Annotated in this window: 25 protein-coding genes; 15 read left to right on the top strand and 10 right to left on the bottom strand. The window is 70.9% G+C overall.

Features of this window, described 5'->3' with window-relative positions:
* Positions 1-48 precede the first annotated feature (48 nt).
* The 3 genes from ACI2LW_RS29015 (at position 49) to ACI2LW_RS29025 (ending at position 2,800) form a co-directional block, all read left to right on the top strand.
* Positions 49-1,128 (top strand): Gfo/Idh/MocA family oxidoreductase, encoded by a 1,080-nt coding sequence (locus ACI2LW_RS29015; RefSeq protein WP_404734195.1) that lies wholly within the window; start codon positions 49-51, stop codon positions 1,126-1,128.
* Positions 1,125-1,664: a heme-degrading domain-containing protein gene (locus ACI2LW_RS29020; RefSeq protein ID WP_404734196.1), complete on the top strand. Its 540-nt coding sequence runs from the start codon at positions 1,125-1,127 to the stop codon at positions 1,662-1,664. Before ACI2LW_RS29015 ends, ACI2LW_RS29020 begins: the two co-directional genes overlap by 4 nt.
* Positions 1,665-1,921: 257 nt before the next feature.
* A complete protein-coding gene (locus tag ACI2LW_RS29025; RefSeq protein WP_404734197.1) occupies positions 1,922-2,800 on the top strand; it encodes an LLM class F420-dependent oxidoreductase in 879 nt (292 codons plus the stop codon).
* 81 nt (positions 2,801-2,881) lie between these two features.
* Here ACI2LW_RS29025 and ACI2LW_RS29030 read toward each other — a convergent pair whose 3' ends face one another.
* From ACI2LW_RS29030 to ACI2LW_RS29045, 4 genes are all read right to left on the bottom strand, one after another.
* The gene (locus ACI2LW_RS29030; protein WP_404734198.1) at positions 2,882-3,739 is read right to left on the bottom strand and encodes a fumarylacetoacetate hydrolase family protein; all 858 of its coding nucleotides are present in this window, start codon (positions 3,737-3,739) and stop codon (positions 2,882-2,884) included.
* Positions 3,740-3,942: 203 nt separating this feature from the next.
* Complete coding sequence (locus tag ACI2LW_RS29035) at positions 3,943-4,680, bottom strand: YidC/Oxa1 family membrane protein insertase (protein WP_404734199.1); 738 nt, start codon at positions 4,678-4,680, stop codon at positions 3,943-3,945.
* A gap of 231 nt (positions 4,681-4,911) precedes the next feature.
* On the bottom strand, positions 4,912-5,247 hold the full coding sequence (locus tag ACI2LW_RS29040; protein ID WP_404734239.1) for a DUF6412 domain-containing protein: 336 nt from the start codon (positions 5,245-5,247) through the stop codon (positions 4,912-4,914).
* Between the two features lie 240 nt (positions 5,248-5,487).
* Positions 5,488-6,015, bottom strand: coding sequence for a winged helix-turn-helix transcriptional regulator (locus ACI2LW_RS29045; RefSeq protein ID WP_404734200.1), 528 nt, complete (start codon positions 6,013-6,015; stop codon positions 5,488-5,490).
* Between the two features lie 147 nt (positions 6,016-6,162).
* Between ACI2LW_RS29045 and ACI2LW_RS29050 the strand changes: the two genes are divergently transcribed.
* The 8 genes from ACI2LW_RS29050 (at position 6,163) to ACI2LW_RS29085 (ending at position 15,002) form a co-directional block, all read left to right on the top strand.
* Positions 6,163-7,653 (top strand): MFS transporter, encoded by a 1,491-nt coding sequence (locus ACI2LW_RS29050; protein WP_404734201.1) that lies wholly within the window; start codon positions 6,163-6,165, stop codon positions 7,651-7,653.
* 178 nt (positions 7,654-7,831) lie between these two features.
* Positions 7,832-8,881 (top strand): SEC-C domain-containing protein, encoded by a 1,050-nt coding sequence (locus ACI2LW_RS29055; RefSeq protein ID WP_404734202.1) that lies wholly within the window; start codon positions 7,832-7,834, stop codon positions 8,879-8,881.
* Between the two features lie 149 nt (positions 8,882-9,030).
* Positions 9,031-9,498 carry a DUF3592 domain-containing protein gene (locus tag ACI2LW_RS29060; RefSeq protein ID WP_404734203.1) on the top strand — a complete coding sequence of 156 codons (468 nt, stop codon included), beginning with the start codon at positions 9,031-9,033 and terminating at the stop codon, positions 9,496-9,498.
* Between the two features lie 121 nt (positions 9,499-9,619).
* Entirely contained in the window at positions 9,620-10,381 is a 762-nt protein-coding gene (locus ACI2LW_RS29065; protein ID WP_404734204.1) for a methyltransferase domain-containing protein, read from the top strand.
* Positions 10,378-13,077, top strand: a complete 2,700-nt coding sequence (locus ACI2LW_RS29070; protein ID WP_404734205.1) for an SUMF1/EgtB/PvdO family nonheme iron enzyme — start codon at positions 10,378-10,380, stop codon at positions 13,075-13,077. Before ACI2LW_RS29065 ends, ACI2LW_RS29070 begins: the two co-directional genes overlap by 4 nt.
* Complete coding sequence (locus ACI2LW_RS29075; protein ID WP_404734206.1) at positions 13,074-13,391, top strand: hypothetical protein; 318 nt, start codon at positions 13,074-13,076, stop codon at positions 13,389-13,391. The genes ACI2LW_RS29070 and ACI2LW_RS29075 overlap by 4 nt, the downstream gene beginning before the upstream one ends.
* Positions 13,388-14,686 carry a hypothetical protein gene (locus tag ACI2LW_RS29080; RefSeq protein WP_404734207.1) on the top strand — a complete coding sequence of 433 codons (1,299 nt, stop codon included), beginning with the start codon at positions 13,388-13,390 and terminating at the stop codon, positions 14,684-14,686. The genes ACI2LW_RS29075 and ACI2LW_RS29080 overlap by 4 nt, the downstream gene beginning before the upstream one ends.
* A gap of 76 nt (positions 14,687-14,762) precedes the next feature.
* Positions 14,763-15,002 (top strand): hypothetical protein, encoded by a 240-nt coding sequence (locus tag ACI2LW_RS29085; RefSeq protein ID WP_404734208.1) that lies wholly within the window; start codon positions 14,763-14,765, stop codon positions 15,000-15,002.
* A 123-nt stretch (positions 15,003-15,125) separates the two neighbouring features.
* Here the strand turns inward: ACI2LW_RS29085 and ACI2LW_RS29090 are convergent, their stop codons facing one another.
* The gene (locus ACI2LW_RS29090; protein ID WP_404734209.1) at positions 15,126-15,761 is read right to left on the bottom strand and encodes an ATP-binding protein; all 636 of its coding nucleotides are present in this window, start codon (positions 15,759-15,761) and stop codon (positions 15,126-15,128) included.
* 241 nt (positions 15,762-16,002) lie between these two features.
* Here ACI2LW_RS29090 and ACI2LW_RS29095 point away from each other — a divergent pair, with 241 nt between their 5' ends.
* Positions 16,003-16,851 (top strand): helix-turn-helix domain-containing protein, encoded by an 849-nt coding sequence (locus tag ACI2LW_RS29095; RefSeq protein ID WP_404734210.1) that lies wholly within the window; start codon positions 16,003-16,005, stop codon positions 16,849-16,851.
* Complete coding sequence (locus tag ACI2LW_RS29100) at positions 16,848-17,054, top strand: DUF397 domain-containing protein (RefSeq protein WP_404734211.1); 207 nt, start codon at positions 16,848-16,850, stop codon at positions 17,052-17,054. Before ACI2LW_RS29095 ends, ACI2LW_RS29100 begins: the two co-directional genes overlap by 4 nt.
* An 83-nt stretch (positions 17,055-17,137) precedes the next feature.
* Here ACI2LW_RS29100 and ACI2LW_RS29105 read toward each other — a convergent pair whose 3' ends face one another.
* Positions 17,138-18,799 carry a DUF262 domain-containing protein gene (locus ACI2LW_RS29105; protein WP_404734212.1) on the bottom strand — a complete coding sequence of 554 codons (1,662 nt, stop codon included), beginning with the start codon at positions 18,797-18,799 and terminating at the stop codon, positions 17,138-17,140.
* A gap of 432 nt (positions 18,800-19,231) precedes the next feature.
* On the opposite strand from ACI2LW_RS29105, the gene ACI2LW_RS29110 reads away from it, so the two are divergent.
* On the top strand, positions 19,232-19,657 hold the full coding sequence (locus ACI2LW_RS29110; protein WP_404734213.1) for an iron chaperone: 426 nt from the start codon (positions 19,232-19,234) through the stop codon (positions 19,655-19,657).
* A gap of 76 nt (positions 19,658-19,733) precedes the next feature.
* On the opposite strand, the gene ACI2LW_RS29115 is transcribed toward ACI2LW_RS29110, so the two are convergent.
* The 3 genes from ACI2LW_RS29115 to ACI2LW_RS29125 form a co-directional block, all read right to left on the bottom strand.
* On the bottom strand, positions 19,734-20,108 hold the full coding sequence (locus tag ACI2LW_RS29115; RefSeq protein ID WP_404734214.1) for a DUF2267 domain-containing protein: 375 nt from the start codon (positions 20,106-20,108) through the stop codon (positions 19,734-19,736).
* Positions 20,109-20,376: 268 nt separating this feature from the next.
* Complete coding sequence (locus tag ACI2LW_RS29120; protein ID WP_404734240.1) at positions 20,377-20,796, bottom strand: Hsp20/alpha crystallin family protein; 420 nt, start codon at positions 20,794-20,796, stop codon at positions 20,377-20,379.
* A gap of 263 nt (positions 20,797-21,059) precedes the next feature.
* Complete coding sequence (locus tag ACI2LW_RS29125) at positions 21,060-21,533, bottom strand: carboxymuconolactone decarboxylase family protein (RefSeq protein ID WP_404734215.1); 474 nt, start codon at positions 21,531-21,533, stop codon at positions 21,060-21,062.
* Positions 21,534-21,761: 228 nt separating this feature from the next.
* On the opposite strand from ACI2LW_RS29125, the gene ACI2LW_RS29130 reads away from it, so the two are divergent.
* Entirely contained in the window at positions 21,762-22,067 is a 306-nt protein-coding gene (locus ACI2LW_RS29130) for a hypothetical protein (protein WP_404734216.1), read from the top strand.
* 91 nt (positions 22,068-22,158) lie between these two features.
* On the opposite strand, the gene ACI2LW_RS29135 is transcribed toward ACI2LW_RS29130, so the two are convergent.
* Positions 22,159-23,133, bottom strand: a complete 975-nt coding sequence (locus tag ACI2LW_RS29135) for a GlxA family transcriptional regulator (protein WP_404734217.1) — start codon at positions 23,131-23,133, stop codon at positions 22,159-22,161.
* Positions 23,134-23,200 lie beyond the last annotated feature (67 nt).

A 23,200-nucleotide genomic window follows, 5' to 3' on the forward strand; every position in this document is an offset into this window, starting at 1 on the left:
TTGTCGCCCCCGCTTGCACTTTGGCAACAGCGTTGCGAAAGTAGGGGCATGACCCATGGCACTCCCCTCCGCGTGGGCCTCATCGGCTACGGCCTCGCGGGTTCCGTCTTCCACGCCCCGCTGATCGCCGCGACCGAGGGCCTGCACCTCGACACGGTCGTCACCTCCCACCCGCAACGGCAGGCACAGGCCCGGGCCGAGTTCCCGGACGTACGCGTCGTGGCCGGCCCCGACGAGCTGTTCGCCCGGGCCGGCGAACTCGACCTGGTCGTCGTGGCCTCCCCGAACCGCACGCACGTCCCGCTCGCCACCACCGCCCTCGAGGCCGGGCTGCCGGTGGTCGTGGACAAGCCGGTCGCCGGTACGGCCGCCGAGGCGCGCGGCCTGGCAGCGCTCGCCGAGGAGCGCGGGCTGCTGCTGTCCGTTTTCCAGAACCGCCGCTGGGACAACGACTTCCGCACCCTGCGCGAGCTGATCGCGAAGGGCGAGCTGGGCGACGTGTGGCGGTTCGAGTCGCGGTTCGAGCGCTGGCGGCCGCAGCCGAAGGGCGGCTGGCGCGAGTCGGGCGACCCGGCGGAGATCGGGGGGCTGCTCTACGACCTCGGGAGCCATGTGGTCGACCAGGCCCTGGTCCTGTTCGGTCCGGTCACCCAGGTGTACGCCGAGGTGCTCGTGCGCCGGGAGGGAGCCGAGACCGACGACGACACGTTCCTCGCGCTGACGCACGCCAACGGCGTCCGCTCCCACCTGTACGTCTCCGCGACGGCCGCCCAGTTGGGCCCGCGCTTCCGGGTCCTCGGCTCGCGGGCGGGCTTCGTGAAGTACGGCCTGGACCCGCAGGAGGCGGCGCTGCGCGAGGGCCGGCGGCCCGGCGCCGAGCCCGGTGACTGGGGCACGGAGGAGGAGTCCCTGTGGGGCCGCGTCGGCGCCGGGGAGTCCCCGCTGACCGGCGGCGGGCGCCCGGTGCCGACCCTGCCCGGCGACTACCCGGCGTACTACGCGGCGGTGGCCGCCGCCCTGCGCGACGGCGCCCCCAACCCGGTCACCGCCTGGGAGGCCGCCGCGGCCCTGGACGTCCTGGAGGCGGCCCGGCGTTCGGCCCGCGACGGCGTGGTGGTGACGCCGTGACGGACAACCCCAGGCCGGCCGCGCGGGTCGCGCCCCGGTCCGCACCGGAGATCACCCCGACCGTGGAGGAGCTGGAGGCCGAGGAACGCCGCCTGGTCCTGCGGCGGTTCACGTACGAGGACGCCTGGGCGCTGGGCTCGCTGCTGGTGGAGCTGGCGCGGGAGCGGCAGGCGCCGGTCGCCGTCGACATCCACCGCGCGGGCCAGCAGCTCTTCCACGCGGCGCTGCCCGGCTCGACCCCGGACAACGACGCCTGGATCGCCCGCAAGCGCCGGGTGGTGGAGCGCTACGGCTCGGCGTCGTACCTGGTGGGGGCCCGTTTCCGGGCCAAGGGCAGCACCTTCGAGGAGTCCTCCCGGCTGGACCCGGACCGCTACGCGGCCCACGGCGGCTCGTTCCCGATCGCCGTGGAGGGCGCCGGCGTGATCGGCGCGGTGACGGTCTCCGGCCTGCCCCAGCTCCAGGACCACCGGCTGGTGGTGGAGGCGCTGGAGCGGTTCGTGGAGCGGTCCGGGGAGCGGTCCGGGGACCGGTAGTCCCCCATGGGGGCCCGGCGGCGCCCGGACCACCGGACCCGTGGGGGCCCGGCAACCCACGGGGCACCGGCCCCATGGGTCCCCGCGGCCCCCGCACCACCACCGAGCCCCCGCACCACCGGACCCCCGGACCACAGGGAACCCCCTGGGACCACGGGAACCCGGCGGGTTCACCGGGATTACCGGCGCGTTTCCCCGGGTTGGGGTGCTGTGGACGCGATGATCACAGCACCCCACCCCCGGAGGGATCGGAACCGATGAGCGGTACGGCAACCCCACTGAAGGAGACCGTCGGACGGTACGGCGTCTGGAGCATCGGCCTGCGCTCCGAGGATCCCGGCCGACGTGGTGAGATCGGCGAGGCCGCCGCCGAGCTGGAGGAACTCGGGTTCGGGGCGGCCTGGCTCGGCGGCAGCAGCGCCGCCCCGAACGCCGCTCCGCTGCTCGCGGCGACCTCGCGGCTCGCCGTCGGCACCAGCATCCAGAGCATCTGGCAGCACGACGCCGAGGCGAGCGCGGCGGGCTTCGCCGAGCTGGAGGCGGCGTACCCGGGCAGGTTCGTGCTGGGACTCGGCGTGAGCCACGCCAGGCTCGCCGAGCAGTACCGCCGCCCGTACTCGGCGCTGGTCGCCTATCTCGACGCCCTGGACGCCGCGGGGGTGCCCGCGGACCGCCGGGTGCTCGCCGCGCTGCGTCCACGGATGCTGGAGCTGGCCCGGGACCGGGCGGCCGGCGCGGTGCCGTACCTGGTCACACCGGAGCACACGGCGCGCGCCCGCGAGATCCTGGGCGAAGGGCCCCTGCTGGCACCCGAGTTCAAGGTCGTCCTGGAGACCGACCCGGCCCGCGCCCGCGAGATCGCCCGCGGCTACCTCGCCATGTACCTGGAGCTGCCCAACTACACCGGCAACTTCCTGCGCCTGGGCTTCACCGAGGACGATCTGCGCGGCGGCGGCAGCGACCGGCTGGTCGACGCGGTGTTCGCCTGGGGCGAGGAGTCCAGGATCCGTGACCGCGTCCGGGAGTTCGAGGCCGCGGGCGCGGATCACGTGGCCCTCCAGGTGGTCGTGGCGGGCCAGGACCGCGACACGCTGCCCCGGCAGGAGTGGCGTCGCGTGGCCGCCCTCCTCGCCTGAGCGGGCCACGGGCCGCGGGACGGGGGACGGCGGGCGCGGGCCACGGGGACGGCGGGCGCGGGCCACGGGGACGGCGGGCGTCTACGCGTCCCTCAGCTCCTGCCGCTGGCGGCCCAGCCCCTCGATCTCCAGCTCCATCACGTCACCCGCGCGCAGATAGGGCTTGGGCTCGGGCCGGCCCATGGCCACGCCGGCCGGCGTACCGGTGTTGATGACGTCCCCCGGGTACAGGGTCATGAACCGGCTGACGTACCGGACGACTTCGGCGACGGGGAAGATCTGCTCGGCGGTGTTCCCGTCCTGCTTCAGCTCCCCGTTGACCCACAGCCGCAGCGGCAGCCGCTGCGGGTCCGGCACCTCGTCGGCCGTCACCAGCCAGGGCCCGAGCGGGTTGAACGTCTCGCAGTTCTTGCCCTTGTCCCAGGTCCCGCCGCGCTCCATCTGGAACTCGCGCTCGGAGACGTCGTTGGCCACCGCGTACCCGGCGACGTGCGCGAGCGCCTCCTCGCGCGACTCCAGGTACCGGGCCGTGCGACCGATGACGACGGCCAGCTCCACCTCCCAGTCGGTGCTGGTGGAGCCGCGGGGCACGAGCACGGTGTCGTTCGGCCCGACCACGGTGTCCGGCGCCTTGAAGAAGATCACCGGCTCGGTGGGCGGCAGGGCGCCGGTCTCGCGGGCGTGGTCGTGGTAGTTCAGCCCGATGCACACGATCTTGCCGATCCGCGCGAGCGGCGGCCCGATCCGCAGCCCGGCCGCCTCCAGCACGGGCAGTTCCCCCGCGGCGCCGGCGTCCCTGATCCGGCCGAGCGCCGCGTCGTCGGCGAGCAGCGCGCCGTCGATGTCCGGGACGAGGCCCGACAGGTCCCGCAGCGTTCCCCCGGCGTCCAGCAGCGCGGGCCGCTCCGCCCCCGCCGGCCCGACTCGCAGCAGCCTCATGCGCACCGTCTCCCTCGCTCGCGGACCGGACGATCTTCCAGGCCCGGCGTCCGGTCCGCAACACCTGGTTCACGTACTGGACCGCGGCGACCGGTCACCGCGCCCCTCGCACCGGCGCCCGCCCGCCGCTGCCCGCCGGGCCGACGGGCCGACGGGTCGGCGGGTCGGCGGGTCGGCGGGCAGCCGACCCGCCGGCCCACGCCTCAGCGGTACAGCACCGCCCGTTCGACCGCGCTCCACGCCGTGCTGGTCACCACGTACAACGCGGCGGCCAGCGGTACGACGGCGACGGTGACGAGGGTGAAGAAGGACATGAACGGCAGCACCCTGGCGACCGCCCCGGCAGCCCCGGCGGCCCCGGTTGCGCCGCTGGCGCCGCTGGGGCGATCGCCCGTACCGGCCGCCCCCGTCGCCCCGGACAGCCCGGCCGCGCTCCTCTTCGCCTGCCGGTAGTTGAAGCCGGCGATGAGCGCGACGACCGCGAACAGCGCCCAGTACACGGCCCCCGCCGCCCCGAGGACCTGGCCGTCGCCGAGGACGTCCGCCCACCGTCCGCCGAGCGGCGCCGCGAACAGACGGTGGTCGAGCAGGCCGCCGGCGCCCGGCCCGGAGAACAGGCGGTAGAGGAGGAAGAAGGCGGGCAGCTGGCAAAGGCTCGGCAGGATGCCCGAGAACGGCGACACCTTCTCCGCCGCGTGCAGCTCCAGGACCGCCTTCTGCAGTTTCCGCGGGTCCTCGCCGTACTTCCGGCGCAGCTCGGCGATCCTCGGCGCGAGCGCGGCCCGGGCCCGCTGCCCGCGTGCCGCGGCCCGGGACAGGGGGTGGACGAGGAGTCGTACGAGTGCGGTGAACAGGACGATCGCGGCGGCCGTCGCCGAGGCGTGGAACAGCGGCTGGAGCAGGTGGGCGAACTGCTCCACCACAGTGGCGAACAAGGACATGGGTGAACCTCCCGGGGTCTCGTCGTGCCGGATGCACAGGGGCATGGGAATGGCGGCATGACGACGCGCGCGGGGTCACGGGACGGGGTCACGGGACGGGGTCACGGGACGGGGTCACGGGACGGGGTCACGGAGCGGGACGGGCGGAACCCGACGGGCGCTCTGGGCGCACCGAACCCACGGTGGGGGTGCCCGGGGCGCACCAGCCGCACCGGGCCCACAAGGTGCCCCTCACATGCCCGGGATGCCCTGCGCGACGGTCGTCGGAAGGGCGAGTCCGGGCGCCCGGGGCCGCGGCCGGCCGGCCGCGTCGGGATCGCGCTGCGGCAGGAACGCCGTACGGCGGTCCCGGTCCCGGATGGCCGTACGCACCCGGGCGGGCGGCACCGCGGGCGTGCGCCGTGCGGCGAGCAGCGCGCAGGCGGTGAGCGCGGCCCCGGCCACGGCGGTGGCCGCGGCGGCGAGGGCGACACCGGCGAAGAGACCGCCGTTGTCGAGATCGAGTACGCCGAGCACGACGGCCTGGAACAGCGGCAGCAGCGCGGACAGCGGCAGCAGCGCGGACAGCAGCAGGAGCGGCGACGCCGCCGCGGGAAGCGGACGGCGCGGACGGCGGACCCGGTCGCGGATCACGGTCGCCCCCTGTCCCCGGCCTCCTCGGCCTGTCGTCGTCCCGCGGGCCCTCCGCGAGATGTTGCCACCCGGGCCCTTCACGGCCCGGTGTCAGGCCGGCCCGGGTGTCAGACCGGCCCGGGTGTCAGGCCGGCCCGGGTGTCAGGCCGGCCCGGGTGTCAGGCCGGCCCGGTGTCACGCCGGCTCGGTCTGGAGCGGCTGGAGCAACCGCTTCGGCTTCAGCAGCGCCCGGCTGACCGGGTCGGCCGGGTCCGGATCGAGTCCGGGGCCCGGGATCATGATGACGTCCTCCAGGGGCACGACGGTTCCGCAGGCGGTGCACGCACCGTTCGAGCCGAGTTCGGCACCGCAGCCGGCGTGCCGGAAGTAGCGGAGCCGGGCCTCGCCGTAGTGCTCCCGCCCCCACGTGCCGAGCGAGAGCAGCGTCGGCCACAGGCCGGCGCCCCGCTCGGTGAGGACGTACTCGTCCCGGGGCGGGGACTGCTGGTAGCGGCGCTTGACGAGGAGCCCCTCCGCGGTCAGCGTCTGGAGCCGCGCGGCGAGCACGGCGCGCGGGATGCCGAGGTGGGTCAGGAAGTCGTTGTACCGCCGCACGCCGTAGAGAGCGTCGCGGATGACGAGCAGCGTCCAGCGCTCCCCGACGACCTCCAGCGCGCGGGCGATCGAGCACTCCTGCGTCGCGTAGTCCTTGCCCAGTGCCATGGCATCCACTGTAACCACTTTTCCCACTCTTGGTTCGATGACCGAACTCATCGTGCTACGGTTCACGAGCGTCATAGGTTCAGTCACCGAATCGACAGCATCGGCGCCCCGCGCCAGGTCTCCCCTCCCCCGGAAGGAATCGCCACCATGACCGGGTCCGACCCCACCACCGCCACGGCTGCCACGACCGCCGCTACGACCGCCCCCACCACCGCCGCCACCGTGCCCACCCCGGCCACCGGAACGGACGCCCCCACCGACGCCCCCTCCACAGCCCGGGCACGAACCCCCGGCGACTCGCCCCCGCGTCCCCGCGCGACCCTGGCCCTGACCAGCGCCGCCACCGCGATCGCCCTCATGACGTACACCGCCCCGGCCGTCACCCTCCGCGGCACCGCCGCCGCCCTGCACACCCCCCTGTCGGCCCAGGCCTGGCTGCTCAACGGCACCCCGCTGGGCCTGGCCGCGCTGCTCCTGGTCGCGGGCAGCCTGGCCGACGACTACGGCCGCCGCCGCGTCTTCCTCACCGGCACCCTGGCGCTCGGCCTGACCACCCTGCTGGGCGCCCTCGCGACGTCGACCTGGCAGTTCACGCTGGCCCGTATCGCCCAGGGCGCGGCGAGCGCGGCCATCCTGGCCAGCAGCCTGGGCCTGCTCGTGCACGCCTTCCCCACCCCGCGCGGCCGGCTGCACGCCACCGGTGTCTGGGGCGCCTTCGTCAGCGGCGGCATAGCGGTCGGCCCCCTGGTGGCGGGCGCGCTGCCCGACTGGCGTGTCGGCTACGGCGTCTTCGGCGCCGCCACCCTGGTCGCCGCCGCCTTCGGCGTGCGCGCGCTCACCGAGTCGCGGGCGCCCAGGGGCGGCCGCCCCGACGTGCTCGGCGCGCTCACCTTCGGCCTGGCCCTGGTGGCCCTGGTGGCGGCCCTGACCCTGGGCCGGGACGGCTGGCTGCGGGCGCCGGTGGGGCTGCTGTTCGCGGCCGCGGTCGTGCTGGTCGGCGTGTTCCTGCTGGTGGAGCGCCGCGCCGGTACGCCGATGATCGACCTGTCCCTGCTGCGCCACCGCCACTTCCTGGCCTCCTCGGCGGCCGGCCTCTTCACGGGCTTCGCGGTGATCGGCCTGTTCACCTTCCTGCCGGCGCTGCTGCAGCAGTCGCTGGGCCTGTCCGCCATGGACACCGCGTGGCTGTTCCTGCTGTGGTCCGCCCTGAGCTTCGCGGTGGCGCTCCAGGCGAAGCGGCTGGCGGGCCGGGTCCCGGCGCGCCGCCAACTCGCCCTGGGCTTCCTCCTGCACGGCGCCGCGGCCCTGACGATGCTCGGCGCGCTCGGCTCCGGCACGTGGACGCGCCTGCTGCCCGGCCTGCTGATCGGCGGCGTGGGCAGCGGCCTGCTCAACGCGGCCCTGCCCCTGGTGGCGGTGGAGTCGGTCCCGCCGCAGCGCGCGGCGATGGGCTCGGGCGCCCAGCAGACCTTCCGCTACATCGGCTCCTGCGCGGGTGTGGCCCTGACCATCGCCATCGCGACGTCCTCGGGCAGCCTGTCCCGGGGCGCCGACGTGGCGATGGTGGTGTCGGCGGTCCTGGCGGCGGTGGGCGCGGTCGGCGTGACGGTCCTGAGCCGCCCGCGCGCCGGAGCCTGAGCCGGCCCCGACGCCGGGGTCCGAGGCCGCGAGTGGAGGACCGTCCCGTCCCGGCCCCGGCCGCGAGTGGAGGACCGTCCCGTCCCGGCCCCTCCCCGGTCCCGGTCCCGGTCCGGCCCCGGTCACCTGGCCTGCAGATACCTCACTTTTGTCACCGCACGGCAGTACGGTGTCCCCCATGCGCCCCGACACGCCCGCCGAGAACGCCGAGACCGTCGAGAACGTCGAAACCGTCGACCACGCCGCCGAAGCGGCCCGCCTGGAGCGGACCGCCGCCCTGTATCCCGAGGACGCCGAGGCCCTTCTGCTGCGTGCGGCGGCCCACTTGGAGCTGTCCGGCGACCGCCCCGCCGCGACGGCGCTCTACGACCGTCTGCTGTCGTCCCCCGACGGCCCCGCCGCCCTGGAGAACCCGCACCTGGTACGGGCGTTGAAGGCGGCGAACCTCTGGGAGTACGACCACGAGGCGGAGGCGCGGGCGATCATCGACGGCATCCGGGCGACCGCGCCCCGCGACGCCGCGCCCTGGGTGATCGTCGCCGAGGCCCTGGAGTCCCACGACGAACTGGAGGCGGCGCACAAGACGTTCACGGAGGCGGTGCAACTGCTGCTGGCGGACGCCGACGAACCCCCGTACCCCACACGCCCCCTGCTCTTCGGCCGCCACCGGGTGCGCCGCATGCTGGGCGCCACCCACGACGACTGGGACATGCTGGCCGACACCCTCCACTCGTCGTCGGTGTCCCTGGACGAACTGCACGACCCCAAGCGGATCTGGTCCCTCGGCTCGGAGAACCCGGCGGAGCTGGCGGCGGAGATCCAGCGGCTGAGGGCGGAACTGGGGACGTACCGCGAGGCCCTCTCCCGCCCCTTCCCGGTGGCGGTCCTGCACTGGCCGGAGGCGGAACTGGCCGAGCTGCTGGCCTCCTACGGGGACCTCGCCTCGGAGTACCCCTCCCACGAGGCGCACCTGGCGACGATAGAGGCGTCCCTGCGCGAACTGGCGTCCTCGGGCACCGCGAACCTGGGCATCGTCACGGGCACGGTCCCCTCCTACGAGGCGTTCGCCGCCTCCGAGGGCGCCTCGCCCGCCGACCCGGCCCTGCTGCCCCAGTACGCCACGACCCTGGCCGCCCGCGGCCGGGCGGTGGTGTGGCCGCCGCAGCGGGGCGCGACGTGCTGGTGCGGCTCGGGCACGCCGTACACCCAGTGCCACGGCACCACGTGACGACACCCGTCGCCCGCCACCGGCCGCCCGCCCCGTCCCCAGACCCGGCGAACGGGCGGACGAACGCCCCGTAGACCGCGGCCGCTCACCCCGAAGGACCGGCCGCGCGCTCCCCGACGCGACCGCCCTGCGGCGAGGAGGCCGTGCACATGGACCAGCCGTGGCCCGCCGTATTGCTCGCCCTGGCCGTGCTCTGGACGGCCATCGGCGCCCACGGCACCCGCGCCGCCCTGCGCGCCCGCCGATCCCTGCGCCGGCTGGGCGTGCCGGGCGTCCGCACGACCGGCGAGGTGGCCAACTCCGCCCGCCGGATCGGCCCCTCGTACCACCCACCCCAGATCCGCTACCAGGCCCCGCCCATGGGCCACCCGCACACCCCCACCGACAGCCCACACCACCCGTACCCCACATACCGCCAAGTCCCCCTGAACCCCGACGCCCCCAACGCCCTCCACCGCGGCACCCCCGTCGTCCTGCGCTACGACCCCGCCGACCCCCGCCGCATAGTCGTCGTCCGCACGACCAAGGCGTACTCCCCCACGGCCAACCTGATCTGGTGCACATCCTTCACGGCCTGCGGCCTGGCCCTGGCCCTGACCCTCTGCACCCTCCTCTGACGCCGCCCCCACCGTCCCTCTCCCGTCACACCCTGCCGCGGCCCGGACACTCGCGATAACCTGCTGAGTGACGCTGGCAGCGCATCAGGTGACACGCGGGGGGACCGTGGGGCGGCGCGACGTGCAGGAGCACTATGACGGGCTCGCAGCCGAGTACGACGAACACTGGGTCTACGGCCCCGAGTACATCCCCTGGATGTCCGGCCGCATCGCGGAGGCGCTCGACCTGGACGTCGCCGACCGCATCGCCGACATCGGCTCCGGCACGGGCCTGTTCGCCAGAGCAGTGGCGCGCCGGCTTCGCCCCCGTCGTCCCATCCTCTGCGTCGACCCCTCCGAGGCCATGCTCAGAGGGCTCGGCGCACCGCCTCCGCCCTCGCTGACGCCCATCGTCGCCTCCGCCGAGGACATCGCCGAAGGCCGGGTCCAGCTGCCGTACGAGCGACTCGACGCCATGTGGCTGAAGGAGTCGGTGCACCATTTGACCGACCCGGCGCGCACATTGCTCGGACTTGCCCAGCGGCTCGCTCCGGGCGGCCGGCTGCTCGTCATCATGCTCCCGGCCACCATCCAGTACCCGTTGTTCGCCGCCGCCCTCACGCGGTTCGAAGAGCTCCAGCCGGACCCGGCCGGCATTCAGGAGCATCTGCGCAGCGCAGGGCTGGAGACTCGGCTCGACCACATCGAGCACGAGCTGCGCATCGACCGCGACAAGTACTTCGGCATGGTCCGCGCCCGCTACATGTCCCTGCTGTCGACCTTCAGCGACAGGGAGATCGAGGACGGGATCGAGGAGATGCGGGCCGCTCACCCAGAGCCGGTGCTGGTCTTCCCCGACCGCTTCGCGTTCATCCTCGGTCGTCACCCGGAGGAGGATTCGTGAGTACTGTCGTCGACGAGCGGCTGCGGCGCCTGCGGAGGGAGCTCGACGATCACTCGCGAATCGCCGACCGTCTCGGGCTCGATCTCGAGCGGCCGTTACGGTCCCTGAACGACGGATATCCCGAGAACGCCGTGGCGCTGGTCGGGAAGCTGACCGAGAAGCTCCTCAAGGAGCTGTGGCGTCACCATGACATCGAGGGTGACCCCTCCACCAAGGCACTCAACGATCTCGTGAAGCGATGCCGCCCCTACATCCGGAGCAGCACCGTTCTCGACGCGCTCGACGACATCCGGCGCCTGCGCAACCGCTCGACGCACGACGGATACGACATCAGCGAGGAAGACGGTTTGCTCGCGGTCCGCCGCCTGGTGGACGTCCTGGTCTGGTTCACCGACACCGGGAGCGCGGCTCTCCTCGGCGGCGAACCCAACCTCGCCCCCGAGGTGGCACACCGATGCGAGTTCCTGGCCGGCCTCTACGTCACCCTCGGTTACCGTCAGGCCAAACGGTTCGTCCTCAGCCCGGACACCGTGTATCTGCTGTTCTGCCGTGAGTCGGGGATGCGGCTCGAGTACGTCGAGCTGATGCTGTCGCGGGACGCGGACGACCTGGGCACTGTCCTCTCCTCTCATGGGGGCGAACTGTTACGCACCCGGCTGCCCAAGCTCACCCGGTTCGTCATCGTGGACAACGACGCGGGCGCGGTCCCCGGCGCTCTTCATCAACTGCTGGGCACCGACTTCCGGATCATCCGCTACGACGGATTCGTCGACACCATCGTCAACCTGGAGGCGCATCTCGCCGGTTTGACGGAGAACACCACCGCCGGGATCTCCGATGAGGACGTCCTCCAGCCACGAACAGCCCTCACCGCGACTGCTCTGAGCACCGATCCGCGCACCGGCGAGGCGGAGGTGACGGAGTCCGGTGACGCGGCCGACCTGCTCGCCCGGCTCGCGCGCGGCAGCGCCAACGTCCTCGTCACCGGCCGCCCGGGCAGTGGGAAGAGCACGCTGTTACGCGCGCTGGCCGTCGATCCGGAGGTCCGCCGCTTCCGCTTCTACTTCGACCTGGGCCTGAAACCGAAAGACGAGCCCTTCTCCGAATACGCGGCTCGCCTGCTGGCTCCGGCCATGGCCTCGGACCGCTCCCGCGCATACGACCTCTTCCTCTACCTGATTCGATCGGGCACCGCGCTGTGCGTGCTCGACGCCGTCGACGAGGGCGTCGAGGAGCCAAGCCCGGCCGGCTTCCTGCGCCTGTTCACCGACCTGGCCGCCGTGCTGTCCGCCGAGTCGGCCGTCGTCATGAGCTCTAGGGTGTCCTTCCTCGCGGACTCACCGCAGGTCCGCCAGCTGCTCGACAACGGCGCCGGGCGCTCGGAGCAGTTGGTCGAGCAGATGTACGCGAACGGCATCGACCCCTCACGGGTCCCGCACTTCCACGTCGTGCGCCTGTCGGAGCCCTCAGCCACCCCCTTGGAACGACGCCTCACCGCGCGGCTGGGACTACCGCCAGGGCAGCCGCTCGCGGACATCCTCGGTGCTCACCTCACACGGACGCTGGCCGAGACCGGGCGGCCGGAACTGGAGCAGCGCCTGCCTGCCGCATTCGGGCGGCCCTTCCTCGCCGACCGTGCCGTCTTCTCCCTCCTGGACCTGCACCGTGCCCTGGGTGCGGACGCCTTCACGGGTGGCCGCCTCGACCTGGCGGCGTTCGTCCTCGCGCCCCTGATGCGGCCTGCGGGAGCCGATCGCGTCGCGTTCGTGCACACGGCGTACCAGGAACTGCTGGCCGCCCGGTACCTCAGCGACCCTGCCCATATGGAGGCGGTGGCCGACCTGCCAGGCGGGGCCTTCCTCGCCGGCCTGTCCCGTGCCGGTGACGGCGTTGAGCCGCGCGACGACTGCGTGCTGCCCGCCGGGGCCTATCTCGTCGGTCCGGCCGAGCGACTCCTGATCCGCCGAGTCGAACGCCCCGTGCGCTTCGATCCCCATGCGGTGACGGTCGCTCGCTACCGGCGCTTCCTCGATGCTCTCAACCCGGACGGCACATCCCGCTGGGACCACCCTGACCAGCCTGCCCACATCAGCCACCGGCCCTGGACCGACCGACTGCGCCACCGCGACTACTACGAGAACCCTCGCTACGCCCACCACCCGGCCGTCTGCGTCAACTGGTGGAGTGCGTACGCCTTCGCCGCCTTCGAGGGCAAGCGACTGCCGACCTCGCTCGAGTGGGAGGCAGCCGCGCGCGGCACCGATGGACGGCTCTTCCCGTGGGGCGACACACCGGACAGCAGCCGTGTCAACTGCGCGGACGCCTGGGTCGGCCATCCGGTCGTGACCTACCAGGCGTGGTACCGGGACTTCGCGGGTGACGCCGTCCGCCGCGCCGGCGCCACGCCGTCTGACGAACGGCCCGGCAACCGCTCCCCGTTCGGAGTCCTGGACATGGTGGGCAACTGCTGGGAATGGACCTCCACCAGTCTGGACGATCCCGCTGAGGCCGTCATTTGCGGCGGCAGCTACGACAATCCGATGCGTGCCGTGCAGACCAGCAGCAAGGGCGTCTACCGCAAGCGCGGCGGAAGCAACGCGGTCGGCTTCCGCTGTGTGCAGAACGTTGACTCGGCGGACCGGTCCGCCACGTCCCAGCCGGCCGGCTCCACGCGACGGGAGGGAACGACGGCATGAGCCCCGGCAACAACGACGGCGGCGGCGGAGTTCACGGCCGCGGCCTCGGCCGCAGTGGCGGGCCACGACACGGAACCATCGTCGACCGGCGCCCGAGCGGCGGGGGACCGAGTGGCGCACTCGGCTCGTACATCGTCCGGGACGACGAGGACGATCGCTACTACGGCTTCGACTACCGGCAGATCGTGACCGAGGGATTCCGCACCATCCGTACCGGAGAGCGAGTGCGCTTCCACGTCAGCGCCGAGAGCCCCGACCGGGCGGAGTTCGTGATCCGGCTCGACCAGCCCGACCCTTCCGAGTACTACCGGTGAGGACACCCGACGCCGTCCCGCCCCTCGAGGACATCACGGGCGCCCGCCAGGAACTCACGGTCGTCCTGCCCGTCCGGCTGCGCCAAGCGCCACCATGGCCCGAGGGCCCCTTCCCGTTCGAGCTCGGCACCCGCCGCACCGACGCGCCGACCCGCGCCACGTACTTCGCGCCCGCCTCCGCCCGGGCCCTCTACGGCGCCCCCGGACGGCCCCGCCGCTGGCATCTGCCGCTCGACACCAAGCACGACGGGCTGCACCTGCTCGGCCTCGAACTGCTCCGCGCGGCCACCGCCCGCGACCCCGAACACGCCCTCGCCGTCCTGCACTTCCACGCCGAACGGCCGCTGCTGCCCGTACTGCGGGCCCTGGCAGGCCGCAGGCCGGCCACCCCCGACGAACCGCCCGCCGAACTGACCGGCCCGCTCGACCCCGCGGTGCTCCTCGACGGCGTGGCCGACGTCCAGGACCCCACCGCTCCCTTCGCCATCGCCCGCCCCTACACGATCGCCTTCCTGTCCCCCAAACCGGAGCACACGCCCACGCTCCGCACCGGCCCGGAAGGGGAACTGCCCGCCACGGCCGACCACTGGCTGTGGCAACTGGCCTCCCGCTCCACCCCGCAGGACTTCCCCCTGGCCCCGGAGACCGCACGCGAGCAGCTCAAGGACACCGTCCGCATATCCGCCGACTGGAGCGCCCTGGTACTGAGGCAGGGCGCCGCCTTCCTCGGCCACCGGCCCGACACCGGCGAGGGCGACTTCTACGAGTTCGGCGCGCTGCACTCCCGCACCGTCTACCTGGACGCCCTGCTGCTCGGCTCCCTCCAGCGGGACCACATCGACGAGCTCACCGACGAACTCTCCGACGTCTTCACCTCCGGCCGCCGCCTGGCCCGCCGGGTCGCCCGCCTGGAACGCAGCATCGCGCTGTTCCGCAGCGGCTACTGGCGCCAGCACCTCACCGCCCACGGCCCCGCCAACGAGCTACTGCTCGCCTTCCAGAACCAGCACCGCCTCCCGGCCCGCTTCAACGAGATCCTCGCCGAGGCCGCCGACTACAGCCGGCTGGTCCAGACCCAGGAAAGCCAGCAGATCAGCGGCGCCCTCGGCGTCCTCACCATCCTCGGCCTCCCCCTCGGCACGGCCCTGGGCATCCTCCAGGTCCTCGACGACCACTCGGTCAGCCACCTGCTACTCGCCCTCGCCCTCTCGATCGCCGCCACAGCGGCAGCACTGACCACCCGCTACGGGCGTCTGGTGTTGTCGTCACTTCGGGGCCGGGAGAGGGGGGAGTAGATCTCGCCACAAGGCTCCCGCAGGTTGATGCAGCACCCTTGTGGCGCGCTGCCAACTCAGATGGAAAGGTATCCCCATGGCTTTGATCAATGACTTCCAACCGGTCTCCTCCGACGCGCAGAGGCTGCACGGGCCCGTGACTTGTGGGTATCGGACGTTCACTGTGGACGGACAGCGCGTGCTTCAGCTCGACACCTACGGATCCGATGAACGGAAGATCCAGGGCAAGATCAGCCAGAGCATCCAGCTGGACATCGACGGAGCCCGCAACCTGCTGAAAATCCTTGAGGACGCGTTCCCTACCTTGGCCCGCTAATGGCCTTACTCGGGTTCGGAGGCATGGCCGTCTCGCCGAACAGCCGTTGAGGCGCTGGCGTCGTGTGATCCAGAGGAACAGCGGACGCACTGCGCCTCCAGCGGCTACGTCAACAGCTGTTAGTCAGCGAACTTCAGTCTCCGCTTCGAAATGGGCTTGAGCCCTGTCGAGCACCGCGTCTGGGTCCTGCCCGTGCGCGGTAAGCCAGTGAAGGAGGTCGGCGATAACCTTGATCACCCTGTCCTCAGCCATCGCCGCACCCAGCCGTGGAGAGGCTGAGATCTTCGACTGCTCCCACGCGGTGTCGTAGAAGTGAAGCACCTTCATGGCTCGACTGACGCCAGAGGCTACGGAGTGTTCGTCGGCCAGGGCAGCTCCTGCACCAATCTCGCACCATGTCACCTTGTGATCGGCGGCCAACTCGACGCCCCAACGCTCGGCGAGGGCCTCGATGAGGGCCATGCCTCGTCCCGACTCAGCGTCTGCCCCAGCCTCAGTCAGCGTAGGCAGGGCCCGGGCGTCAGGGTCACGTACCTCGATGCGCAGACGCATGCCCCTCATCGAGACGGCCAGCGCAGCGGGAGTCCCCGAGCCGACGTGCTTGATGACGTTGGCGACCAGTTCACTGACACAAAGTTGTGCGATGTCGCTGAGTTCCGGTAGGCCCCAGCCCGCCAACCGAAGTCTCACGTCGCGCCGTAGAGCAGCTACCTCTTCGGCTCGGGCCAGGAACGATACGTCCCACGGCTCCCTCAACATGCACCCAGCGCAGGCCATATTGTGCTCCGCTCGTTCACCCACAGCACCCCAGGGCCACCTCTAACCCCAGAGCTGTCTGTGGCCAACCTGCTACCAAGAGTGTCAGTGAAACTCTCAAAATGAAACTCTCACAAGATGGGAGTGGGAGCGCGACGCATGCGATCACGCCCCGGCGCACACCACCTTGCCCTCCAGCCTAGGGACGGCGACGATCTATCCCACCTCACGAAGGGCAGCAGGCATGGCAGTTGGACCCACCACACGTCGGCGTCAGCTGGGCGCCGACCTCCGCCGTCTTCGGGAGCTTAAGGGGTTGACGCTCGAGGAGGCCGGAGCCCGCGTCGGCATCTCGAAGGCGACGCTCAGCCGGTATGAAACGAAGGAAGGCACTGTCAAGTGGCCGGCCGTCGACGCACTCTGTCGCGAGTATGGGGCTACTGACGAGGAACGCCTCGCGTTAGTCGATCTAGCCAAAGGAGCGAAGATCCAGGGGTGGTGGCGCTCACTGGCCGACCCGATCCCCGAGTCCATGAATCTGATGCTCACCCTTGAAGACGAGGTGGTGCGCGAAGATCACTACGCCTGCATGTACGTACCGGGCCTGCTGCAAACACGCGCGTACGCGGAAGCCGTACACAGGGCCTCCGAGGTGCAGTGCGGGGAACGCGAGGTCCAGCACATGGTCGACATCCGCATGAAGCGGCAAGAGCTACTGGAACGAGAAGAGCCGCCACACATCTGGTGTGTAATCGATGAGGCAGCACTTCGACGACAGGTCGGCGGACTCGAGGTCATGCGCGACCAACTGAGTCACCTACTGGCCATTTCTCAGCGGCCGCACGTGACAGTACAAGTCCTCCCCTTCACGCGGGGAGCGCATGCCGCAGCCGTCGGCAGCTTCGCCGTCCTGCGCGGACAGGCTCCCGAGTTGGACGTCGTGTACGTCGACCTTCTCGGCGGAGGTCTCTTCATGGAGAAGCCACAAGAACTTAACCGCTACTGCCTAGCCTTCCAGTACCTCAGTGCGCAGGCACTCGACTTGAAGTCCTCGAATGAGCTAATCGAGCGCATCAGCAAGGAGATTCAATGACATCGACGCCGGACCCGAGATGGTTCAAATCATCCTACAGTGGTGGTAGCGGGACAGAGTGCGTGGAATGCGCGTACACCGATCACGATATACTCATACGCGATTCAAAGTGGATGGAGCACACCATAATTCGGATTTCACGTCCAGCTTGGACAGCCTTCCTGCGTACCATCGTTTGGAGCAACGCAAGGCAAACCACATAGGAGTCACTGAGGGCCGAGCGAATCCGCAGCGAGTGGACGGCCCACCGGGCGACCAATGGACCGTCACTCAACCGCACCGAGGATCACGGACTCCAGGGCTTGCCGTTTGTCAAGGCCTCCATGGCGACTGCGACGACCTTTGCCCTCTCCTCAATGAATTCCTCGTAATCATTTTGCCGCAGAGGCTTTTCCGGCATGGCATGCGACTTCAGCCTGAATACCGTTTCATCATCACCCAGACTGTTGGCTTCCGCTCGATCTCTCATGTAAACCAAGGGCGCCTTATCGTGTATGGTCCTGTTCGTTTTCCAGGTGATCAGCGCGCAGTTCAGAGCAAGGTTCGCATCGATTGAGGACTGACTTTCCTTCAGGTACGCATCAGGAAAGATGTGGTGATACTCTCGCCGGGAAGCGTTGAGCACCGTAATAGCCTCACCGTCCGCCAAATCGGTGGCACCACCCTGAAGGCTAACCAGCAGGATCGCACGAGCAAGGCGATCCTTCTTCTTCGGCCAACCGGCTTCCTTCAGATCCTGCATGCTTGGCAGCTCAGAAGTGAAGATTGGAGGATTCACGTTGGCGACACCGTCACGTATGGCCTTCGTGAGCTCGCGCACATCCTGAATTACCGACGAATGGGCACTGCTTTCGTAACGCTCAGTGAAGAACCCGCGCCACATGAACTTGCGCAGCAGCGTTCGCGCCTCTCCCAGTCGGTCTGGAGTGAGGTTGTCGCCATGCGACCACAGGGAAATCAGCGCTGGAACGACGGTGAATATGGGGAGTCGGGCTCCATCAAGGACCTTCTCCGCTTCTAGGAACTGAACCGCCCTCTCTGCGCCTGAAACAAGTCGCGGCCAGTTTTGCACGACCAAATCCCAGTCAAGGCTGAGGATGCTCGGGCGGTCGGGCGTCTTGTCCTGCATCAACGTTGCGGCGCGCAGGACAATGTCCTGTACGTCGCCGTACCTAGCCAGGCCTGGAACTCGGCCATTGAGGCTTTCCAGCAGGTCATGCAGCGATTCGCCGACCGCTTGCTCTATGTCTGCGGTAATGATGTCGAAAACCGAAAGAGGGGTCGAACCTGTGTTGATTCGCGTGAATACCTCAAGTACCTGAGCCGGGCTAGTGCCTGCGGGTAGCGACAGGAAAGGGATGTTGAAGGAGGAGAATCGCGATCTCCATTTATTCACCTGCATGATCAGCTCGACAACACGCTTTTGGTCATCACCGCAAGCTGTCTTGATCCATTCCAGCGCCTGTTCGTTCGCCTCCTCGTCAGGCAGGAGGAGGCGAACGGGGATAAGCCCGCGCTCAAGCAGCTTAGCGGGGTCATCGACCCAGAGAGGGTACCGATTACCCTTTCTGAGGCTAATCTTGACCGCCTGCACCGCTATCCCGCCGTAATCGGTTCTTTCTTGAGAGCTGACGAAGTACTCGCGTTCAGGATAATTGCTCTGCAAGCTTTTCCAGAGGGCTGTGATGCGCTGCTGCCCATCCAGGAGAAGCTCGCTTACCTTACCCCCCGCAGGTCCCGTGTTTATCGGCCGAGGGTGGAATGGAGGATTACCTTCCACTTGAAGAACGAACATCGCACCAATCGGCAAGTCGTTCAGCACGCTCTCCAACAAGCTTTGAACTTGCGAATAGCTCCAAGCCTCGAACCGCTGGAAGCGCGGTAGTTGCACCTGGCCTGTCCTGACGGCCCCCAGCCAATCCTTCAGGCTACGGTTCCTTGCTTCCAAAACCCCTCCCTCATGTGCGTACTCGAAAGTTACCTGTTGGCAAGGTCATCGTGTAAGGCCAGTGGGTGGTCGTCGTTCGACCACCTGGCGACTCGGAGACACACAGCACCTGACAAGCAGGTGCAACGGCCAACGGTCGAGCCGGCGTTGCGACTGGACGAGTAGTTGAGGCAGTTGCGTCCGCAGGAGGGGAACGACGGGACGAGTCCGGCGTACAGGCCGAGCGTCCTGTCACAAGGCGCTGGTGAGGCCCGCGGGGATGGTGCCCCAGGGGGGTGGCCGGTGTGCGGACGGATAGCCGAGGGCGGATCGAAGTAGGCCACGAGGCCGGCGTCCTGGTCAGTTTTGGAGAAGCCGGGGCGTGTCCCGGGCTTCTAGCATCGGGGGTGTCCCGCAGGGGGAGCACGAGGACTGGGTCGGACGGAGGTCGCCGTGAGCGATACGGAGTTCACTGCTGAGGAGCGCGCCGCGCTGAAGGAGCGTGCTCAGGAGGTGCGCAAGGGCCGGCGCGGGGCCGCGAAGGCGGACGGCGCGAGTGAGGTGCTGGCGAAGATCGCCGAGATGGGGGAGGGCGACCGCGCGCTCGCAGAGCGGGTGCACGCCCTCGTCACCGCGGCCGCTCCGCAGCTCACGCCCAAGCTCTGGTACGGGATGCCCGCGTACGCCAGGGACGGCAAGGTCGTCTGCTTCTTCCAGTGTTCGGCGAAGTTCAAGGCCCGGTACTCGACGCTGGGGTTCAACGACCCGGCCCGGCTGGACGACGGCGCGATGTGGCCGACCGCGTTCGCGCTGACCGAGGAGCTGACGGACGCCGACGAGGCGCGGATCACCGAGCTGGTGAAGCGGGCCGCCGGCTGACGCCCGCCGTGCCGGCGGGCGCCGCCGGCGCGGCGTCCACCCCCGGCGGGTGCGGGGCCGCCGGCGGCGTCGTACGTCAGCAGTTCGGGGGTGCGAGTTGCGCTCGGCCGAACAGCAGGGCGTAGCCCGGCGGGAGTTGGGCCAGGACGCGGCGCAGCAGTTCTTCGTCGATGAGGTCGGCCACCACGCTCAGGACGGAGCTGACGTCCCAGCGGGCCGTGGCGGGCGTGGAGCCCTCGATGCGGGCCGCCACCGCCTCCACGAAGGCCGCGGCCGTCAGGGGCCGGGTGACCGGGATCTGGGAGGCGATCACCCTGGCCGCCTCCTCCGGGAGGGTCTGCGCCAGGTCCACGCGCTCCTCGCCGGTGACGTGGCCGCCCAGGGCCGACAGGACGATGCGGCTGACCCGTTCCGCCTCCGCCCTGGTCGGGTACTGGCCGGCCTCCTTCACCTTCTCCGTCAGGTCCGTCCAACTGGCTCGCCGCGCGCCTCCTCGCGGATGGGCGCGGTCGGCGTGATCGTCGCGCTCGGCGTCATCGTCGCGGTCTGCGTCATCGTGCGGGCCTCCTCCGCCAAGGTCCGTCCGGGTCCGTCGGGTCCGTCCGTTCGCGTATGTGCGGGTACGCGGTCGGGTACGTACGGGCGTCCCGCGGACCGGGCCACGGACGGTCCGCGGGACGCTGGGGTTCGGTGCGCCGCGCGCTGGGCGGCGACGCGGCTCAGCCGGTGATCTGCTTGCGGTCGCTGCCGCCGCTGATGTGGATCTTGCGCGGCTTGGCCTGCTCGGCCACCGGGATGCGCAGCGTGAGGACGCCGGCGTCGTACGAGGCGTCGATGCGCTCGGTGTCGAGGGTGTCACCGAGGAACAGCTGGCGGGTGAAGGTACCCGTGGGGCGCTCGGCGACGAGCATTTCCGTGCCCTCGGGGGCGGGCGACTTGCGCTCGGCGCGGATGTTCAGGACGTTGCGCTCGACGTCGAGGTCGATGGTTTCCGGGTCGACCCCGGGGAGATCGAAGTGGACGATGAAGTCGTCCCCGGAGCGGTAGGCGTCCATCGCCATCTGGCCGGGGCGGGCCGGGCCGAAAACCTGCTGCGCGAGGCGGTCGAACTCGCGGAACGGGTCGGTACGCACGAGCATCACGGGTCACTCCTTTCGTAGGCGCTACCTTTGCGATGCCCTTGTACCTCTTATATAGCTCGCACGATGAAAGTTGACAAGCCTGGACTCATGTTCTGCGGGCGCCACTCGTTCCTCGTGCGTGTGCGCAGGTCAGACCGGCCGGCGCCCCGGCGCCCCGACGGCCTGACGGCCCGGACCCTGGTGCGGGTACGGGCCGTCGGGCCGCCGGTGTATCTCGGGGGTCTCAGGGGGTGTCTCGGGGGGGTCCCGGTTCTCGCGGGTCAGCCGAACATGCCGGGCTGGTAGTCGCCCGCCGGCCGCTGGACGATGACGTTCATGCGGTTGTAGGCGTTGATCAGCGCGACCAGCGACACCAGGGCGGCCAGCTGGTCCTCGTCGTAGTGCTTGACGGCGTTCGCCCAGACGTCGTCGGGGACGCCACCCGCGGCGTCCGCGATACGGGTGCCCTGCTCCACCAGGTCCAGGGCGGCGCGCTCGGCCTCGGTGAACACCGTGGCCTCCCGCCAGGTCGCGATCAGGTGCAGCCGCTGCGCGGTCTCGCCGGCGGCCGCCGCGTCCTTGGTGTGCATGTCGGTGCAGAAGCCGCAGCCGTTGATCTGGCTGGCGCGGATCTTCACCAGTTCCTGGGTGGAGGCCGGCAGCGGCGAGTCCGACAGGACCTTGCCCGCGGAGTTGATGTAGCGGAAGAACTTGGCCGTGACCGGGTTGGCGTAGAGGTTGAGGCGGGCTTCCATCACGGGCTCCTCTTTGTTGCTGTGTTTCGTGCTTGCACAGGTACGACGGAGGCGGGAGCGGATGTGTGACGGGCCGCCGCGCCCCTTGCGTGTGGTCTGCGTCTCACTCGCCCCGGCCGGTGCCGGCGGCCGGCTGTGCGGCCCGGCTGTGCGGCCCTGTGGGGCGCGCGCCGGGCGGCCGGGGAGCGGGGTTAGCCTCGGTTCGTCCTACGAAACGGGAGGCACATCATGGCCAGGATTCCTGCGGCAGCGGTCGCCGCGAGCGGGCTCGTCGGCGGGTACGGCGTGGCCCGCTGGACCAAGAAGCGGCAGCTCGGCGGGGCCGTGCTCGCGGTCGCCGGGGCCGCGGCCGCACAGCAGTGGCGGCAGCGGGCGGGCGGCAGGGCTGCCGGGGCGCTCACCGCCGCGTACGTCGCCGCGTTCGCCGGATCTCACCCGCTGGCCAAGAAGGTCGGCGCCTGGCCGTCCGTGTTCGGCGTCGCGGGGGCCGTCGCCCTCGCCTCCTGGGCCGTCGCCGACCGGCGTCACCCGTAACGTCCGTATCGTCCGTCACTTCGCGCGGCTGGCCGGCAGGTACGCGGATCGGCGGGGCGGCGGGTCAGCGGGGCGGCGGGTCGGCGGATCGTCATCCGCGGGTGGTCCGGAACGACATGCGGTACGCCCGCGGGCTGGTGCCCACCACCCGGCGGAAGCGTTCCCGGAACGCCGTCGGGGAGCCGAAGCCGGTCTGGGCCGCGATCCGCTCCACCGGGTACGGCGTCGTCTCCAGCAGGTGCTGGGCGCGCCGTACCCGCGCCCGGTGCAGCCACTGCAGGGGCGTGGTGCCGGTCTGCTCGCGGAACCGGCGGTTGAGGGTACGGGTGCTCATGCCCGCGTGGGCCGCGATCTCCTCCAGGGTCAGGTCGCGCTCGCAGTGGCCCTCCAGCCAGCGCAGCAGCGGCTCCAGGGTGGCGCCCGCGGGGGCCGGCGGCAGCTCGTGGACGATGAACTGCGCCTGTCCGCCCTCCCGTTCCAGCGGCATGACGGACATCCGGGCCGCGTGGGCGGCGACCGCCGAGCCGAAGTCCTTGCGGATCATGTGCAGGCACATGTCCAGGGCGGCCGCGGCGCCCGCCGAGGTCAGGAACTGACCGTTGTCCACGTAGAGCACGTTCGGGTCGACGGTCACCTCCGGGTGGAGCTCGGCCAGTTGCCGGGCCGCGGCCCAGTGGGTCGTGGCGCGGTGGCCGTCCAGCAGGCCCGTGGCGGCGAGGACGAACGCGCCCACGCAGATCGACGCGATGCGCGTGCCCGAGCGCGCCGCCGCGCGCAGCGCCTCCGGCACGCCCGGCGGGAGCGGGGCGGTGGGGTCGGCCAGTCCGGGCAGGATGATCGTGTCGGCCTCGGCCAGGGCCTGAAGGCCGTACGGCGCCTGGACGGTGAACACGCCGCCGGCCGCGGTGACCTGCGGCGCCGGCGAGCAGACCGGCCCCGGTGAGCAGACCTTGACCTCGTAGGCGTTGCGGCCGTCGGGCAGCCGGGCCCAGCCGAAGGTGTCGATGGGGGCGGAGAGGTCGAAGGGGATCACCTGGTCCAGCGCCAGAACGGCCACGGAGTGCATGGCGGGAGCGTAGGCACGCGCGGGGCGCGGGGGCACGGGCAGTGGCGGGAATCCGTCGATACCTGGC

The organism is Streptomyces sp. NPDC004065, from assembly GCF_044903565.1.
In the GTDB taxonomy this organism is placed as follows: Bacteria; Actinomycetota; Actinomycetes; order Streptomycetales; family Streptomycetaceae; genus Streptomyces.